Source organism: Actinomycetospora corticicola, assembly GCF_013409505.1.
Classification (GTDB): Bacteria; Actinomycetota; Actinomycetes; order Mycobacteriales; family Pseudonocardiaceae; genus Actinomycetospora; species Actinomycetospora corticicola.
In genome coordinates, this window is sequence record NZ_JACCBN010000001.1 from 3,718,346 (window position 1) to 3,734,754 (window position 16,409).

The 16,409-nt window shown below is 72.1% G+C and carries 15 protein-coding genes; 8 read left to right on the forward strand and 7 right to left on the reverse strand.

Translation table 11 applies throughout. The annotated features are described in order from the left end of the window. Nucleotides 1-161 precede the first annotated feature (161 nt). The 4 genes from BJ983_RS18070 to BJ983_RS18085 all read left to right on the forward strand — a co-directional run bounded on the left by BJ983_RS18070 (nt 162) and on the right by BJ983_RS18085 (nt 4,665). Complete coding sequence (locus BJ983_RS18070) at nt 162-419, forward strand: hypothetical protein (protein ID WP_179795070.1); 258 nt, start codon at nt 162-164, stop codon at nt 417-419. Continuing rightward, nucleotides 416-1,585: an alcohol dehydrogenase catalytic domain-containing protein gene (locus BJ983_RS18075; RefSeq protein WP_179795071.1), complete on the forward strand. Its 1,170-nt coding sequence runs from the start codon at nt 416-418 to the stop codon at nt 1,583-1,585. Before BJ983_RS18070 ends, BJ983_RS18075 begins: the two co-directional genes overlap by 4 nt. A gap of 126 nt (nt 1,586-1,711) precedes the next feature. Next, complete coding sequence (locus BJ983_RS18080; protein ID WP_179795072.1) at nt 1,712-3,370, forward strand: Na+/H+ antiporter; 1,659 nt, start codon at nt 1,712-1,714, stop codon at nt 3,368-3,370. 302 nt (nt 3,371-3,672) lie between these two features. Then, a complete protein-coding gene (locus BJ983_RS18085; protein WP_246326335.1) occupies nt 3,673-4,665 on the forward strand; it encodes a zinc-binding alcohol dehydrogenase family protein in 993 nt (330 codons plus the stop codon). 289 nt (nt 4,666-4,954) lie between these two features. On the opposite strand, the gene BJ983_RS18090 is transcribed toward BJ983_RS18085, so the two are convergent. The 3 genes from BJ983_RS18090 to BJ983_RS18100 are packed head-to-tail and all read right to left on the reverse strand — an operon-like array spanning nt 4,955 to nt 8,663. After that, nucleotides 4,955-7,069: a xanthine dehydrogenase family protein molybdopterin-binding subunit gene (locus BJ983_RS18090; RefSeq protein WP_179795074.1), complete on the reverse strand. Its 2,115-nt coding sequence runs from the start codon at nt 7,067-7,069 to the stop codon at nt 4,955-4,957. Continuing rightward, nucleotides 7,066-8,142: an FAD binding domain-containing protein gene (locus BJ983_RS18095; RefSeq protein ID WP_179795075.1), complete on the reverse strand. Its 1,077-nt coding sequence runs from the start codon at nt 8,140-8,142 to the stop codon at nt 7,066-7,068. The genes BJ983_RS18090 and BJ983_RS18095 overlap by 4 nt, the downstream gene beginning before the upstream one ends. Then, nucleotides 8,139-8,663: a 2Fe-2S iron-sulfur cluster-binding protein gene (locus tag BJ983_RS18100; RefSeq protein ID WP_179795076.1), complete on the reverse strand. Its 525-nt coding sequence runs from the start codon at nt 8,661-8,663 to the stop codon at nt 8,139-8,141. The genes BJ983_RS18095 and BJ983_RS18100 overlap by 4 nt, the downstream gene beginning before the upstream one ends. Nucleotides 8,664-9,231: 568 nt before the next feature. On the opposite strand from BJ983_RS18100, the gene BJ983_RS18105 reads away from it, so the two are divergent. Together BJ983_RS18105 and BJ983_RS18110 are read left to right on the forward strand one after the other, a co-directional pair. Continuing rightward, a complete protein-coding gene (locus BJ983_RS18105) occupies nt 9,232-9,615 on the forward strand; it encodes an RCC1 domain-containing protein (RefSeq protein WP_179795077.1) in 384 nt (127 codons plus the stop codon). 63 nt (nt 9,616-9,678) lie between these two features. Beyond that, on the forward strand, nt 9,679-10,170 hold the full coding sequence (locus BJ983_RS18110) for a hypothetical protein (protein ID WP_179795078.1): 492 nt from the start codon (nt 9,679-9,681) through the stop codon (nt 10,168-10,170). 61 nt (nt 10,171-10,231) lie between these two features. Here the strand turns inward: BJ983_RS18110 and BJ983_RS18115 are convergent, their stop codons facing one another. The 3 genes from BJ983_RS18115 to BJ983_RS18125 form a co-directional block, all read right to left on the reverse strand. Continuing rightward, complete coding sequence (locus BJ983_RS18115) at nt 10,232-11,362, reverse strand: DUF4232 domain-containing protein (RefSeq protein ID WP_179795079.1); 1,131 nt, start codon at nt 11,360-11,362, stop codon at nt 10,232-10,234. A 305-nt stretch (nt 11,363-11,667) separates the two neighbouring features. Then, complete coding sequence (locus tag BJ983_RS18120; protein ID WP_179795080.1) at nt 11,668-12,393, reverse strand: hypothetical protein; 726 nt, start codon at nt 12,391-12,393, stop codon at nt 11,668-11,670. A gap of 73 nt (nt 12,394-12,466) precedes the next feature. After that, nucleotides 12,467-13,627, reverse strand: a complete 1,161-nt coding sequence (locus BJ983_RS18125; RefSeq protein ID WP_179795081.1) for a YncE family protein — start codon at nt 13,625-13,627, stop codon at nt 12,467-12,469. 154 nt (nt 13,628-13,781) lie between these two features. On the opposite strand from BJ983_RS18125, the gene BJ983_RS18130 reads away from it, so the two are divergent. Beyond that, nucleotides 13,782-13,982, forward strand: a complete 201-nt coding sequence (locus BJ983_RS18130) for a hypothetical protein (RefSeq protein WP_179795082.1) — start codon at nt 13,782-13,784, stop codon at nt 13,980-13,982. Nucleotides 13,983-14,009: 27 nt separating this feature from the next. Here the strand turns inward: BJ983_RS18130 and BJ983_RS18135 are convergent, their stop codons facing one another. Continuing rightward, nucleotides 14,010-14,495, reverse strand: a complete 486-nt coding sequence (locus tag BJ983_RS18135) for a hypothetical protein (RefSeq protein ID WP_179795083.1) — start codon at nt 14,493-14,495, stop codon at nt 14,010-14,012. A 315-nt stretch (nt 14,496-14,810) separates the two neighbouring features. Between BJ983_RS18135 and BJ983_RS18140 the strand changes: the two genes are divergently transcribed. Further along, on the forward strand, nt 14,811-16,406 hold the full coding sequence (locus BJ983_RS18140) for a molybdopterin-dependent oxidoreductase (protein ID WP_179795084.1): 1,596 nt from the start codon (nt 14,811-14,813) through the stop codon (nt 16,404-16,406). Nucleotides 16,407-16,409 lie beyond the last annotated feature (3 nt).

The following is a 16,409-nucleotide window of genomic DNA, read 5'->3' on the forward strand; positions in this document are numbered from 1 at the left end:
CGTGGACAGCCGGCGCGGTCGGGGTACTTCGAGGGCTGGTCGGCTCCGGCGGCCCTCGCCGCGGCGGGTCTGACGGACCCGGGCGGTGGCTGGTCGTGACCGTGTACCGCACACCGCAGGACGTCCAGACCCAAGTCGAGGGCTCTGGCCCGTTGAGTCGGATGCGCAGCGAGGTCGAGGTGACCGTGGGCGCCGCGCCGGGTGACAAGGGCACCGAACTGGCGGCCAGGCCGACGGCTCCCGACGGCGGGTCGGTCGAGTTGCGTCGCGCGGTCCGCGCGGCGCTGCGGGAGACCAAGTCGGTCCTGGAGTGCGGCGAGGTCGTCGAACCGTCCCGGCCGGGGTCGAGCCACCCCGGACCGGCCGGACAACTGCTGCGCGCGGTCACCGCGCGGGCCTGGGGAGAGGGGCGACTGTGAAGGCACTGTGCTGGGAGGGCGTCAACAAGCTCGCGGTCGAGCGGGTCCCCGACCCACGGATCCAGAACGCCGGCGACGTGATCGTGAAGGTCCGCTACACCACCTCGTGCGGGTCGGACCTGCACCTGCTCGGCGGCTACATCCCGGCCATGGAGGCCGGCGACGTGATCGGGCACGAGTTCACGGGCGAGATCGTCGAGATCGGCCCGGAGGTCACGAAGCACTCCGTGGGCGACCGGGTCGTAGTGGTGTCCTTCATCGGCTGCGGCACCTGCTGGTACTGCGACAACGACCTGTGGTCGCTGTGCGACAACACCAACACCAACCCCGGTATCGGCCAGGCCCTGTGGGGCTACGAGCCCGGTGGCATCTTCGGCTACTCCCACGCCATGGGCGGCTTCATGGGCAGCCACGCCGAGTACGTCCGGGTCCCGTTCGCCGACCAGGGGGCGTTCACCGTCCCCGAGGAGGTCGACGACCTCTCCGCGGTGTTCGCCTCCGACGGGGTCCCCACCGGCTGGATGGGCGCGCACCTCGGCGGCGTGCAGCCCGGGGACACCGTCGCGGTGTGGGGCGCCGGAGGCGTCGGCCAGATGGCCGCCCGCGCCGCCACGCTGCTCGGCGCCGAGCAGGTCATCGTCATCGACCGGCTCCCCGAGCGGCTCGCGATGACCAAGAAGCACGTCGGGGTGGAGACGATCGACTACAGCCGCACCGACGTCGGCGCCGAACTCCGGGAACGCACTGGCGGCCGCGGCCCCGACGTGTGCATCGAAGCGGTCGGCCAGGAGGCCCACACCACCGGCCCGGCGTACCTCTACGACTACGTCAAGCAGCAGCTGCGTCTGGAGAACGACCGTCCGCTCGCGATCCGTGAGGCGATCATGGCCTGCCGCAAGGGCGGGTCGGTGTTCTCTCTCGGAGTGTTCGCCGGCCTGGTCGACAAGTTTCCCCTCGGGGCCCTGATGAACAAGGGCCTCACGCTGCGCGGTGCTCAGCAGCACGGGCAGCGCTACCTGCCGATGCTGCTCGACCGCATGGCCAAGGGTGAGATCACCACCAGCCACCTCGCCACCCACGTCATGTCCCTCGACGACGGACCCCGCGGCTACGACATCTTCAAGAACAAGGAAGACGGCTGCGTCCGCGCCGTCTTCCAACCCTGAGGCCTCGGCTTCAGAGCCGTCGAGCCGCGCCGAGCGGCGAGGCCCGACGGGTTACGGTCGGTCCGGGCCACCGGACTGACGTGCAGCCGGAGCCGCGTCGAGCAGGTCGAGCGCGAGGAGTCGGTCGTGGTGGTCGAGATCGTTGCGGTGGTCGCCGGACTGGTGGCGCTCACGGCGATGGTTCGGGCCGGGGCACGTCGGATCGGTGTCCCGGACCCGATCGCGCTGCTGGTGGTGGGCGCCGCGGTGTCGTGGGTGCCCGGCGTCCCGCCGCTGCGCATCGACCCGGACCTGGTGCTGGTCGTCCTGCTCCCGCTGCTGCTCTACTGCGCGGCGTTCGCCGCGTCACTGCCGGCGTTCCGGCGGCACATACGGCCGATCCTGTTGCTCTCGGTCGGCCTGACGATCGTGTCGGCGCTGGCGGTCGGGGTCGTGGCCTCGGCCGTGGTGCCCGGCCTGGGGTTCGCCGCGGCGTGTGCGCTCGGGGCTGCCGTCGCGCCGCCGGACGCCGTCGCCGCGACCGCGGTCGCGCGCGGGATCCGCCTGCCGAGACGGGTCGAGGCGCTGCTCGAGGGCGAGAGCCTGTTCAACGACGCCGCCGCGCTCACCGTGCTCACGGTGGCCGTCGCCGCGGCCACCGGCGAGGGCCTGACCTTCGCCCAGGCGAGCGGGCAGTTCCTGCTCAGCGCCCTGGGCGGGCTCGTCATCGGTGGACTCGTCGCCGCGGTCATGGCCTGGGTGCGCCGGCGGGTCCGCAACCCCTACACCGACGTCGTGGTCTTCCTGGTCGCCCCGTTCGCGGCCTATCTGCCCGCCGACGTGGTGGGCGCCTCCGGCCTGGTGGCGGTGGTCTGCACCGGGCTCTACCTCGGCCACCGCGCGACGACGATCATGGAGCCCGGAGCCCGCGTCGTGACCGGGTCGGTCCGGACCGCGGTGTCCTGGCTCCTCGAGGGCATCGTCTTCCTGCTGGTCGGGCTGAAGCTGCGCGACGTGATCGCCGGGCTCGCCTCGACCCCGCTCGCCGTCGTGATCACGTCATCGGTCGCGGTCGTGATCACCTTGGTCGTCGTCCGTGTCGTGTGGCTGGCCCTCACCGAACAGGCCATACCCGCCGCTCTCGGGCACCGGAGCGCGACCTGGGGTGAGTCGACGTTGACCGCGTGGGCCGGGATGCGGGGCGCGGTGTCCCTGGCCGCGGTCCTGACCCTGCCGCTGGTGATGCCCGACGGGCAGGCCTTCCCACAGCGCGACCTGATCGTCTTCCTCACCTTCGTGGTCATCCTGGCGACGCTGCTCGGTCAGGGACTGACCCTCCCCCTGCTGGCGCGCCGGCTCGCCGGCGGCGGGTCGGAAGTGGCCACCGAGGCACGGCAGGAAGCACACGCGCGACGCGAAGCGGCCGACGCCGCGCTGGCCTGTCTCGAAGACATGGAACAGGACGACCGCGGCGGCGACGAGGTCGTCGACCAGCTCCGCCGCCGCGTGCAGAACCGCAGGCACGACGCCGACGAACAGCTCGCCGCCCTCGAATCGCCGTCCCACACCGACGGCGCCGGCACCGCCGACTCCGACCCGCAAGCTTTCCTCGAACCGCGCGCGGCGACCGACAACGGGCAGCAGGAACTCCCCCGCGACACCTACCGGCGCTACGGCCAAGCCATGATCACCGCCGAGAGAAGCCGCCTGCTCTCCCTCCGCGACGAAGGAAACCTCACCGAGGCCGCCTTCAACCGCATCCAACGCGAACTCGACCTCGAGCAGGCCGCGCTTCTCGTGCGCTGAACACCCGACATCGGTCTCAGCGCAGAACCGCCTCGGCTCCGCGGCGGGGGCGAGCGCCAGCCGCTGATCGGACGGTTGCACACCCATGCCTCGTACTTCTCACCCTCGACGGGGAAATTGAAGACGATGGCTGACATTCTGTTCGTGATGACTGGCATCGAGGGATTCACGTCCGCGCCGACAGGACGCCGCGCCGACCGCCCGACGGTCCGAGGGAACCTCGACCAGCACGGCGCCGAATTGCGAGTCGCCGTACTGCCTCACCTACCGCGAGACTGAAGGATGGGCGTATGACCGAGACGATGCGTGCCGTTGCCTACCGTCGTCCTGGGGGCGCGGATGTGTTCGAGGATGTCGAGGTGCCCGTCCCCGCCCCCGGCCCGAGAGACCTCGTTGTCGCGGTGCGGGCCGTGTCGGTCAACCCGGTCGACATCGAGCTCCGCGCGGGAAAGGACCCTGGAGGCGAGCCCCACATCCTGGGCTACGACGCGGCAGGGGTCGTCAGGGGAGTCGGCGCGGAGGTCGAGATGTTCAGCCCCGGCGACGAGGTCTACTACTCCGGCTCGACCGCGCGGGCAGGAACCGACGCGCAGGTTCACGTGGTGGACGAGCGGATCGTCGGGCCCAAACCGCGCACCCTGTCCTTCGCCGAGGCGGCCGCGCTCCCGCTCACCACCATCGTGGCGTGGGAGACCCTGTTCGACCGCTTCGGCGTCGACGCCGACTCCACCGGCACGCTTGTCGTGATCGGGGCCGCCGGCGGGGCCGGCTCGATGGTCATCCAGCTCGCTCGCGCGCTGACCGGGCTCACCGTGATCGGAACCGCGTCGCGTCCGGAGTCGCAGCAGTGGGCGCGCGACCTCGGCGCCCACCACGTCGTCGACCACTCGGGCGACCTCGGCGAGGCCGTGGCCGCCGTCGCGCCCGACGGTGTCGACCTCGTGTTCTCCTCACGCACCGGCGGGATGATCGAGACCTACGAGCGGATGCTTCGCCCCGGAGGCGCGATCTGCGCGATCGACGGGCCCGAAGGGCTCGAGCTGCTGCCGTTGAAGAACAAGAGCATCACCTTTCACTGGGAGCTCATGTTCACCCGCCCGCTCTACGCCCCCGACGACATGGTCGTGCAGCACAACCTCCTCGAGACCGTCGCCGGGCTCGTCGACGCCGGAACGCTACGAACCACGCTCACCTGCGAGGTCGGCCCCCTCGATGCCACCACCCTGCGGCAGGCCCACGAGCTGGTGGAGGCCGGGCACATGGTCGGCAAGGTGGTGCTCACCGTCGACAGCTGACCGGACCCCCGGGCACCACAGCGCGTGGCACCAGCAGGCCGACGCCGCCCACGAGACCCGCGCCGACCCCGCTCCGCGTCGTGGTCGTGTCCTCGGCGCCGCCTGCCGTCCTTCGGAGACGATGGAGATCTCAGCGGGTCCGCCTCGGACCGTCTTCAGCACGAACTCGAGCAGGCCGCGCTGCTTGTGCGGTGAAGGTCCGGGTTGGTGACAGGACAAGGCCCCACCTCGCGGATCGAACTGACGACGCGACGAGTGCGTCATCCCGCTGATCAGTCCCGCCGACCGCTCACCCGATGAAGTCGTCCACCGTCAGCGGCAACGAACGCACGCGCCGACCGGTGGCGTGATATGCGGCGTTGGCGATGGCTGCGGCCGACCCGACGATCCCGATCTCGCCGATGCCCTTGGTGCCCATCGGGTTGACGTAGGGGTCCTGCTCGTCGATCCAGTCGATCTCCATGGAGTTGACGTCGGCGTTGGAAACGACGTGGTAGTTCGCCAGGTCACGGTTGACGACGTGGCCGGTGCGCGGGTCGAGCACGCTCTGCTCGTGCAGGGCCATCGACAGGCCCATCGTCATGCCCCCCAGGAACTGCGACCGCCCCAACGTCGGATTGACGATGCGTCCTGCTGCGAATACGCCGAGCATCCGTGGCACTCGGATTTCGCCGGTGTCGGCGTGGACCGCGATTTCGACGAAATGCGCTCCGTACGCCGACATCGCGTACTGGTCACCATAGGCGTTGTCGGGCATGGCCCCGTCGGCCTCGGCGCCGTCCTCGGGGTCGGAGCCCCACTTGTCGCGGAAGCGGTCGGCGGTGTCGGCGATGGTCGCGCCCCACGAGCCCGTGCCCGAGGACCCGCCGGCCAGCGATGCGGTCGGTAGCGCCGTGTCGCCGATCTCGACGTCGACGACCTCGGCGGGCACGCCGAGCGCGTCGGCGGCGATCTGGGTGAGGACGGTGCGTGCTCCGGTGCCGATGTCGGCGGCGGCGATCTCGACCTCGTAGCGCCCGGTGGCGCCGAGGGCGGGGTCGAGCGAGGGGTCGTGGTGGAAGCGGATGACCGCGGTGGACCCGGGCATGGTGTTGACCGGGTAGCTGGAACCAGCCACCCCCGTGCCGTGCCACCAGCCGTCGACGAGGCGGGCGCGGGGCTGCGGGTCGCGATGTGACCAGGCGAAGCGCTCGGCGCCGCGTCGCAGGCAGGCGACGAGGTTACGGCTGGAGAACGGCAGCCCCGACTCGGGGCTGACCGTTGGCTCGTTGCGCACCCGCAGTTCGACGGGGTCGAGGCCGGCGACGACGGCGAGCTCGTCCATGGCGACCTCGGCGGCGAAACTGCCCGGAGCCTCGCCGGGCGCTCGCATCCACGAAGCCATCCCGACGTCGAGCGGGACCAGGCGGTGGGTGGTGCGCCGGTTGGGGGTGGCGTACATCGAGCGGCTGTAGGTCGCGGTCTGCTCGGCGAACTCCTTGTACCGGGCGGTCTGCTCGACGACGTCGTGCGTGATCGCGGTCAGCGTCCCGTCGGCCTCGGCGCCGAGCGCGACGTGCTGGATGGTCGGTGTCCGGTACCCGACCAGGTCGAACATCTGCTGGCGGGTCAGCGCGTACTTCACCGCGCGGCCGGGCACGGCCATCGCGGCGAGGGTGGCCAGCACGGTGTTGGCGTGCAGGTTGCCCTTGGAGCCGAACCCGCCGCCGACGTGCGGGGCGATCACGGTGACCGCGTCGGCGTCGAGACCGAAGAGGCTCATGACGGCTTTGCGGGTGGTGACCACGCCCTGGGTCGACTCGAACAGCGTCAGCCGCCCGCCCTCGGCGTCCCAGGTCGCGATCGTGGTGTGCGGCTCGAGGGGATTGTTGTGGGTCATCGCCGTGGTGTAGGTCTGGCGCACCGTGTACTCGGCGGCGGCGAGAGCGGCGTCCGGATCGCCGACACTCTCATCGGTCGCGAACGCCGGGTTGACCACGTCCGGGGCGTAGAGATCGGGCGAGTGCTCGTCGAGCGACGCCACGTGGGTGTCCTGGTCGTAGGCCACGGCCACGAGCTCGGCGGCCTGGCGGGCGATCTCGGATCCCTCGGCGAGCACCCCGGCCACGTACTGGCCGCGGAACCCGACCTCGGGGGTCTGCAGGACCGACCACTCGGCGTCCGAGGTGTCCGCGAGCCGGACTGCGTTCTCGTGGGTGATCACGGCCACGACACCGTCGAGGGCCTCGGCCGCCGAGGCGTCGATCGCGGTGATCCGGCCCCGGGCGATCGTCGACTGCACCGGGTGCAGGTACAGCGGCCGGACCACGGGGTACTCGAAGGCGTAGCGGGCGGTGCCGGCGACCTTCTGGGGGCCCTCGATGCGGGGGTGGGAGGTGCCCATCGACTGTGCGGTGATGCTCATGCGGATTCTCCGGAGACGCCGTCGGTCGCAGACGGGTCCTGGGCCAGGCGGCGCAGGGCCGCGGTCACGGTCCCGGCCACCAGCGGGATCTTGAAGGCGTTACCGCCGGCCGGGCTCTCGACGGGTCGCGCGCTCTCGAGTTCGGCCTCCGCGGCGGCGCGGAAGTTCTCCTCGGTCGCCGGGCGCCCGCGCAGCGCCTCCTCGGCACGGTGCGCGCGCCACGGCATGTGCGCGACCCCGCCGAGGGCGAGGCGCACGTCGGCGACGACCGGCCCGTCGGGGGTGCGGTCGACCTCGAGCGCGGCCGCCACCGAGACGAGCGCGAACGCGTAGGACGCCCGGTCGCGGACCTTGTAGTAGGTGGAGTTGGTGGCGATCGGCGCGGGCGGGAGGTCGACGGCGGTGATGAGCTCGCCGTGGCGCAGGACGGTGTCGCGGGTCGGGTCGTCGCCGGGAAGCCGGTAGAACTCCCCGATCGGGATCGTGCGCTCGCCCTCGGGGCCGAGGACCTGCACCCGGGCGTCGAGCATCGACATCGCCACGGCCATGTCCGACGGGTGGGTGGCGATGCAGCGCTGCAGGCCTTCGTCGTCCTCGGCGGCGCCGAGGATCGCGTGGTATCGCGCCCATCCTCCGAGCGCCGAGCACGGCTCGTCGAGTGATCGCTTCGTGCACGGTGTGGTGCGGTCCTGGAAGTAGGCGCAGCGGGTGCGCTGGAGCAGGTTGCCGCCGGTGGTGGCCATGTTGCGCAGCTGGCCCGACGCGCCCTGCAGCAGCGCCTCGGCAAGCGCCGGGTACTCGGCGCGCACCCGGGGGTGCGCGGCGAGGTCGGAGTTGCGGACCGCGGCTCCGATCCGCAGGCCTCCCTCCTGCCCGTCGTCGCCGTCCACATCGGTGATCCGGTCGGAGGTCAGGCCGGTGACGTCGACGAGCGTGCTCGGCGCCGCGATGCCCAGCTTGAGGTGGTCGACGAGGTTGGTGCCGCCGGCGAGGAACATCGCCTCCCGGTCGGCGGTCACCGAGGCGACGGCGCCGTCGGCGTCGTCGGCGCGGGTGTAGGTGAAGGGCCTCACCGGAGGGCTCCATCCTGCGCGGCGTGCGCGTTCTCGATCGCGGTGACGATGTTGGCGTACGCGGCGCAGCGGCAGAGGTTGCCGCTCATGCGTTCGGCGATCTCGGCGCGGTCGAGTCGGGGCGGGGCGGCCACGTCGGTCGCCGCGGCGCTCGGGTGACCGTTGTCGACCTCTCCGAGCATCCCGACCGCCGAGGTGATCTGGCCCGGGGTGCAGTAGCCGCACTGGTAGGCGTCGGCGTCCAGGAACGCCTGCGCCATCGCGTGCCGCTCCCCTTCCGGGGCGAGCCCGTCGGCGGTGACGACCTCGTCGCCGTCGTGGGCGACGGCGAGCGAGAGACACGCCAGGGTGCGCCGACCGTTCAGCAGGACCGTGCACGAACCGCACTGGCCGTGATCACAACCCTTCTTGACGCTCGTGACGTCGAGGTGTTCGCGGAGGGCATCGAGCACGGTGGTCCGGGAATCGATCGTCAGCGACCGCTCCCGACCGTCGACGGTCAGCGTGATCGAGGCTTTCAAGATGAGGGCTCCCCACTGCCTGCTCCGGCTAGTTGTCCGCTCGCCCGAACGGGCGCACCGGTGCGGCCCACACGCCCTGCTGTACGGAAACCGAAGATCCCGGACGCCAGCGCCGGCCACAATCGGCGACCACACTAGGAGCCACCACCCGAAGCTCCGAGACGATTCCGGCCCCGGACTCGAGCCGGAATCGGCCGTCCCCACGCCGCCGCCGCTCGACCACGCCGGGTAACACGAGCGCGCCCGATTCCGCACCGCTGCCACAGCCGGATGCGGCCCCCGCGCGACCGACCCGTTGCCCACTGACTGACGCCCTTCGCCCCCGTGGGATCAAACTGCTGCGGTCGGACTGCACGCGACTACGCCCACGACCACCTGGAGCGACCGGGCCCCTCGGCTGACGAGTGTCGCGACCGTGACACACCGGTCGTCGGGAAGGAGGCAGACCCGCTCCTCGGGCCGCCCGAGACTCCCCGCATGACCGTCCGTGTCGCCGTCCTGCTCGGGCTGGCGCTCGTCCTGCTGACGTCGTGCACCTACTACACGGCTCGCCGGGCCGGACGCCACGGTGGCGCTCTCGACCGGGCGGTATGGCCTGGTGATGATCGGGCTCGACGGGTCGGTGTGGGTGCGCGGGCGACTCGAGGGACGGCCCCCGGGTGACTGCGGACGCGCCTGCACCCTGACCCCGGTACAGGAGCTACCCGCCGGGTCCGCCGTCACGACGGCGGGTCCGGCCGGGGTCCGGGTCCGGACCGCCGACGGCACCGTGTTGATGCGGGACCACGAGGGACTCAGCGGCGGTGAGGTCGGCCCCCGGGGGTGGACGCCCGTCCCGGACCTGACCGGCGCCGCCATGGTGGCCCACGGGGACCAGCACCTGCTGCTGCTCACCCCGGACGGCCGGGTGCGCGCGAAGGGCTTCAACGCCCACGGGCAGCTGGGGTTCTAGAGCGGCGCCTCGTCGGCGGCCCCGAGCCCATCTACCGACGCACGACGAAGCAGGAGCCCGACGATGTCCACCAACCGCTCGACGGTGTCCCACCCACCCGGCACGACCCAGGGGTCCCAGGCCGCTCGGAACCGACGCGCCAGCCGCCGGGCGCTGTGGTGGAGCAGCGGGACCGCCCTCGGCGCCGCCACGATCGCCGCCACGGTCTGGCTCGCCGACCACAAGGACCCGCAGACCGGCTCCTGGACGTGGACGCTGCTGCTGATCGTCCTGGGCCTGATCGTCGTCGCCGTGCTGCGCGCCACCGTGGGAGTGCGCGCCGACGAGGTCGCGTGGAGCGCGGCCCTCGCCGATCTACTCGCCCAGCACGGCCAGCCGTCGGAGGAGCCCGCCGACGCCGTCCTTGGCATCGAGTGGTCACTGCAGGGGCTGTCCCTCGCCGACGGCCCGCGCGCCGTCGGCATGCTCCCGAGGATTCTCGGGTCCGACGGCGCGATCACAGTCCTCCAGGCTCATCGACGACTCGTGATCGAGGCCCGATCACGGTCATGGTGAGGGGGGCGTCGACCGCAGCGGTGTGTCCAGGGAGCGCTCTGCGCGCCCCCGGACGTCGGCGTCAGTCGGAGTCCGAGGTCACTGCCCCGATCCGGAGCGTCACCACGTCGCCGGCACACGCCCGCTCGGGACGGGGCACATACGCCGCGGCGTCCTCGCCGGGCGGGTGGACACGCAGACCGCGGACCTCGACCGGATCGCACCGGTCCGACCCGAGCGCACCGGTGTCCGAGGTGCGCAGGGTCGCGTGCGCGGAGTCGCCGGGAGCAAGTTCCACCCGTTCACCGGGCGGGCCGACCTCCTCGGCGTCCGGGCCGACCTGATGACCGTCGTCGCCGGCGACGTGCGCGACGGCCGGGAACCCCTGCAGCGCGCACACCGACTCCCCGGTGTTCGTGAACACCAGCGGCTGATAGCTCGACCCGGCCGCACCCTCGGCCTCTCCCAGCCGCACCGACAGCGCGGTCGTAGCGCAGTGCGGCGCCGTGACACCGGTGTCGCCGCTGAGATCACCCGGCCCGGGCACGATGGTCCGTACGCGGATCGTGGACAGCTCGCCCGAGCAGGAGACTCCGGGGGACGGTACGTACGCGGCCCCCTCGCTCCCCGGCGGGTACACCCGGAAGCCGCGCACCTCGGTGGGCCGGCACGCGTCGCGGTCGACCAGGTCGGCGTTCGTCACGCTGATGATCGCGTGTGCGGTGTCCCCGGGAGCGAGCTCGACCGCGTCGCCCCGCGGGCCGACCCAGGCGCCGGCGCGTCCGACCTGGTGTCCGTCGTCCCCGGCCACGTGGGAGACGCCGGCGAAGCCTCGCAACCGGCAGGCCGACGAGCCGGTGTTGGTGAAGACCAACGGCCGGTAGACGGTCCCCGTCGTGCCCTCCCCACGACCCAGCGTGATCGACAACGACGACGTCGGACACACCGGCGGCACGCCGGCGGCGTCACCACCCGGCGCGATCGGGACGATGACGCCGGGCCGCCCCGGCGGCGAGGTGGTCGTGGAGGTCGCCGCGGGTCCCGACGGCGTGCCGACAGCGGCTCCCGTCGTCGGCGCGACGGAGGTGGACGTCGGCGTCGAGGTCGTGACCGTCGAGCGGGCGACCGGCGAACCGGATGCGGGTTCCCCCGCCGCTCCGCACGCAGTCAGCGCGGCCAGCCCGGTCAGCGATACCAGTGCCAGCGCGGGCACGAGCCCTCGGACCCGCCGCCTCCGCGTGTCGCGCGTGTCCATCGTCCCTCTGTCGTTCGCTCGGCTCACGATCTCCCGTTCCCGTACCCCGCCTCGACCAGCTGCCATACCGGCGCCGACCTTGCGGTCACCTGACGACCGGTCGCCGACGGGCGTTCCGGGACGAGGTTCCGAGTCGCGAGGGCCTTGGTGTCCGCGAGGAGTCGGCGCGGCTCTGTGTCGTAGGACAGGAGTCGATCTCATCGTGCGCGGCCCGACATCTGGCCCCATGAAGCGGCCCATGCCGGGTGTGATCGTGTCGGGCGCTAGCGGTTCTCGGCGATGCGCGCGGTTCGTGGACCGTCCAGGACCGGAGGCCACAGAGCAGCGACCCGACAGAGCCGATCGGGCACGATGACGCCGTACCACCCACGATCGCGGGTGGGAGATCGGATGCCCAGACCGGCCGCGGTTGCATCGTCGGTGAGCTCGGCGAGCGCGAAATCGCCCTCGATCGCCTCGACCCGGCGGAGCTCACGCTCGACAGGGGCGCCGTATCCTCCGATGAGCTCCGTGGCCAGGCCTGGCCGCCCAGGAACCGGTGTCAGCGCAGCAGTGGGCGTCAGCAGGGTCTTGCTGACGGCGATCGTGTCGACCTCGACCGTCCCGCTGCGCCCGGACCGCAAGATGCCCGGGGCCGGGGAGGAAACGACCGCGACCCATGGCGGTGGATCCACGCTGGCCGTGAACTCGTTCCCGCGGAGCGCGACGATCCAGGCATTCACGGCCGTCTCGGCCAGAGGCTGGTCGACTGACACTTCCTGCCCCACTCGCACCGCGGCGGCCTGATCAGCCTCGACACGCCCGGTCAGCGTGGACCCGTCCGACACGGTCGCGCGAGCCGAGAAGCCCTCGATCAGACCGCCGATGATCGTCGGGGCCGAGCAACGGCCGGTCACCTGAGAAAATGTGATCCCGACGAACAGACCGGCCGCCAGAATTCCCAGACACAGAGCCAGAACCGCTGCCGGTCCCACACGTGCTCGTGCCACCCGATGACAGTAGTTCGGGCGCACTCGGTGACCACGCGCACCGAGTGACTCTCAGAGCATGGGAGACGAGCCCTCAGCGCAGCGCCTCCGGGTAGGGCACGAACTGGAGTTGGCCGTTCGTGGTGGAGCCGGTGGTCACGGTCTCGCCGGTCGTGGGGTCGACGGCGACGCTGTTGGGCTGGCGCACCGTCGGGATCGAGACCTGGTGCTGGACCTGGGTTCCCGAGAGCGTGAGCCCGAGGAGTTCGTCGGTGCCGGTGAGCGTGACCCAGAGCGTGTGGCGGGCGGTGTCGTAGGCGTCGCCGTAGGGCTTGGAGCCCGCTCCGGTGGGGATGGTCGCCACCTGCCGGGGCCCGGTGGGGGTGGCCTCGAAGCCGAGGACGGCATCGCCGTTGGTGTCGTTGACCCAGAACAGGCCGTCGTCGCCGGCCACGGTGTGGGTGGGACCGGCGCCGCAGTTGGCGGTGCCCACGGTGTCACCGGTCGCGGTGTACTCGGTGATCTGTCGACCCCGCACTCCCACTCCGACGGCGTAGCGGCCGTCGGAGGTCGCGGCGCCCCCGCCGGGCTGCAAGGGGGTCGGCACGGTGCGGACGACCCGGCGGTCGCGGATGATGGAGAAGGAGTTGCCGAACTCGTTGGCCACGAAGATCGTGCCCTCCCCGACGGCGAAGGCCTCGTGGGGTGCTGGTCCGGTCGTGGGCACCGTGTCGTCGATCTGCCCGCTGGGCAGGTCGATCACCGACAGGGTGCCGTCCTTCTCCCCGGCCGAGAGCGCTGGGCCGTCCGGGCCGGCCAGGGTCAGGTGCCGCCCCTCGCTGCGCAGGGGGACGAACCTCGGAGTCGTGGTGGTCGGGCCCTGGCCGCCGGGGGTGATGGGCAGGATGTCGAGTCCGTCGGGGTTGCGGACGTTGACCGCCACCGTGCCCGCCGCGGTCACCGCGATCCCTTCCGGCGCGCCTGCCAACGGGATCACCGTGCCCGGCAGCGAGGCCCGCGCGGGCGGAGAGACGGCCGGTTCGGGCGCTTCGGCCAGCGGGGTCGCCGCGGGCTCGGAGGTGGCCGTGGACGAGGGCGTCGGCGTGGCGGCCGGTGTGGAGGCGGTACCCGGCGAGCCGCAGCCGGCGAGCAGACCGGCGGTGACCACGAGCGCCGCGACGGCGACGCCCGTCCTCCGCCGTCGTCCGCCCGTGCCCGAGGGACAGGGGTGGGGACGATCCCGGGTGATGGCCATGGTTCGCGTTCGCCGGGAACGGCGTCGGGGTTTGCCGTGACCCGGTGGGGCGGCGACAGCGGAGGAGTTCCCGTTCACCGCCGTCCAGCTGCTCACCGCGCAGACTGGCGACGTGAGGTTGTGGGCGTCGGAGCCGGTCGGGTGCTCGGGTCTCGTGGTGCTCGCTGCCGTCGATGATCGTCATGTCGAGGACGGCTGCGAGCCGGGGAGCCTGCCTTCGACCTGGCTGGTCGACGTGGCGACCGCGGAACTCGCGGTCGAGATGCTCCAGGACGCCGTCGCGACCGGCCACGATGTCGACATCGACCACATCGTCGTCCGTGCAGCGCAGGCAACCGGAGGACGACTCGACTGAGGAGCGCCGGAGCCGAGGACAGCGAGCTCAGCGAGTCATTGCGTCGTGGCGCCCTGGTTCAGGGGACAGGGCGGCGGGAGCCGCTTCTGTGTGGCCCGACGACCCGACCGGCGACGGGACCGCGGTCCCCCCGATCGCGCTCGCTCGCGGAATGGCGAGGCCGTGCCCGCCGGTCTCGGGGATCGGCGCCGGGTGGGTGACCAGGAGCGCCACGCCGCCCAGGACGACGATGCCGAGCCCGATCAGCTCGACGAGCCGGGCGAGCGGCGGGATCGCCACCCCGAGAGGGATCAGCGCGCAGGCGACGCCCGAGACGACGATGCCGGCACCGAAGACGGCGACCGCGGCTCCGAAGGTCCGGCCGACCGGGTCGGGAGCCCATCCGACACACCACCGCACCTCGCGCCTGCTCCACAGCGTCGGCCGCAGACTCGCGGCGATTCCCCAGCCGACGACCAGGGAGCCGAGCAACAGCGCGGCGAAGACGGCCAGCGTGCGCAGATGCAGGTGCATCACGGAACTCCTTCCGACGGGCCCGTCGGATGCAACGCCGTCAGGCGGCGACGGTGACGTCCCGCCAGGTGGATCGCCTCGTCCGGGGCGGCTGAACCAGCTGTATGGCGTCGCGTCGGTCGCGCACGTCAGCTCCTCCGCCAGCGCGCACGCGCTCGAGGGGGGTCGAACCGCTCGCAGATCACGTCGAGCACGTGCAGCGGACGGCGCTGCCGACGAGGCACACGGAAGGAGGGCCGCGTCGCCGACTTCCGAGGAGATCCGTCCACACGCGCCGGAGTCGAACTCGAGCGGCCCGGCCGCCGAAGGAGCGGTATGTCGACCGACACCGATCCTCCGGCGGGAACGACGCTCTCCCGGCGGACCACGATCTCGAGTCCGGTCGCCGCGGCGATCGGCGTGCTCGCCGTGGGGGTCGCACTCGGGCTCGGCGACCTCGTCGCCGCGCTCACCGCGCCGCCCTCCTCACCGTTCCTCGCCGTCGGCGACCAGTTCATCCGGCTGACCCCGGAGGCGCTCAAGGAATTCGCGACCAGCACGTTCGGTGTGCACGACAAGCAGGTGCTGTTGGCGAGCATGGCCGTCGTGATCGCCGCGGTCGCCGTGATCGGCGGGCTCCTCTCGCGCCGCAGCGTCCTGCCGGGGACCGTGCTCGTCGTCGTCCTGGGTCTCGTCGGGCTGTCGACGGCCGTCGCGTCCCCCACCTTCACGGCCGCCTACCTGATCGCCCCGCTCGTGGCGCTCGTCGGCGGTGTGGCCACGTTCGTGGGGCTGCACCGCCTGGCCCTGGCGTCGGGCGGAGCGACGGGAGCCGAGCCGGACGTCGAGGCCGGGTACGCCCGCAATCCCCGACGGCGGCTCGCTCTCGGACTCGGCGCGGCCTTCGCCGGAGCAGCCGTCACCGGACTCCTCGGGCGAGTCCTCGCCGCCTCCGGAGGGGCCGAGGCCTCCCGGAACGCCGTCGGTCCGCTGCCGTCGCCGGGGGGAGCGCCGGCGAGCCCTCCTCCCGACGCGGACTTCGCCGCGTCCGGTACACCGACCTGGATCACCCCGAACGCCGACTTCTACCGCATCGACACCGCCCTGCAGGTGCCCCAGGTGTCCGCGTCCTCCTACCAGCTGCGCATCCACGGGATGGTCGACCGGGAGATCACGCTCTCCTACGACCAATTGCGGGCCCGCGCTGCGCTCGAGGCCCCGATCACGATGTGCTGCGTCTCCAACGACATCGGCGGGAACCTGATCTCCAACGCGGTCTTCCTCGGTGTACCCCTGCGCGACCTGCTCGCCGAGGCCGGTGTCCGACCCGGCGCCGACCAGATCGCCTCCACCAGCGTCGACGGCTTCACCACCGGCACCCCGGTCGCCGCCTGCACCGACGGCCGCAACGCGATGCTCGCCCTGGGCATGAACGGACAACCCCTGCCGGTGGAACACGGTTTCCCGGTCCGCATGGTCGTCCCTGGGCTCTACGGGTTCGTCTCCGGATGCAAGTGGATCACCGACATCGAACTCACCACCTTCGACGCGTTCCAGCCCTACTGGCAGCAACGCGGATGGGCCGCGCAAGCACCGGTCAAGACGCAGTCGCGCATCGACGCGCCACGCGACGGGGCGACGGTGCCGGCTGGTCGCGTCGTCGTCGCCGGCACCGCCTGGGCGCAGCATCGCGGGGTGGCCCGTGTGGAGGTCCGCGCGGACTCGGGGGCGTGGCAGACCGCCACCCTCGCCGCCGAGGTCTCGATCGACACGTGGCGGATGTGGCGCGCCGAGCTCGACCTCTCCCCAGGGGCGCACACCCTCCAGGTCCGCGCGACCGACGCCACCGGCGCCACGCAGCCGGAGGCGTTCAGCCTGACCATCCCCGACGGCGCCACCGGATGGCACACCGTGGACATCACCGCACGGTGATGG

Coding starts and splice junctions, on each gene's coding strand:
- BJ983_RS18085 (WP_246326335.1), top strand. CDS start 3,673: ATGCGTGCCGTTGCCTACCGTCGTCCTGGGGGCGCGGATGTGTTCGAG.
- BJ983_RS18110 (WP_179795078.1), top strand. CDS start 9,679: ATGTCCACCAACCGCTCGACGGTGTCCCACCCACCCGGCACGACCCAG.
- BJ983_RS18090 (WP_179795074.1), bottom strand. CDS start 7,069: ATGAGCATCACCGCACAGTCGATGGGCACCTCCCACCCCCGCATCGAG.
- BJ983_RS18140 (WP_179795084.1), top strand. CDS start 14,811: ATGTCGACCGACACCGATCCTCCGGCGGGAACGACGCTCTCCCGGCGG.
- BJ983_RS18070 (WP_179795070.1), top strand. CDS start 162: ATGCGCAGCGAGGTCGAGGTGACCGTGGGCGCCGCGCCGGGTGACAAG.
- BJ983_RS18125 (WP_179795081.1), bottom strand. CDS start 13,627: ATGGCCATCACCCGGGATCGTCCCCACCCCTGTCCCTCGGGCACGGGC.
- BJ983_RS18135 (WP_179795083.1), bottom strand. CDS start 14,495: ATGCACCTGCATCTGCGCACGCTGGCCGTCTTCGCCGCGCTGTTGCTC.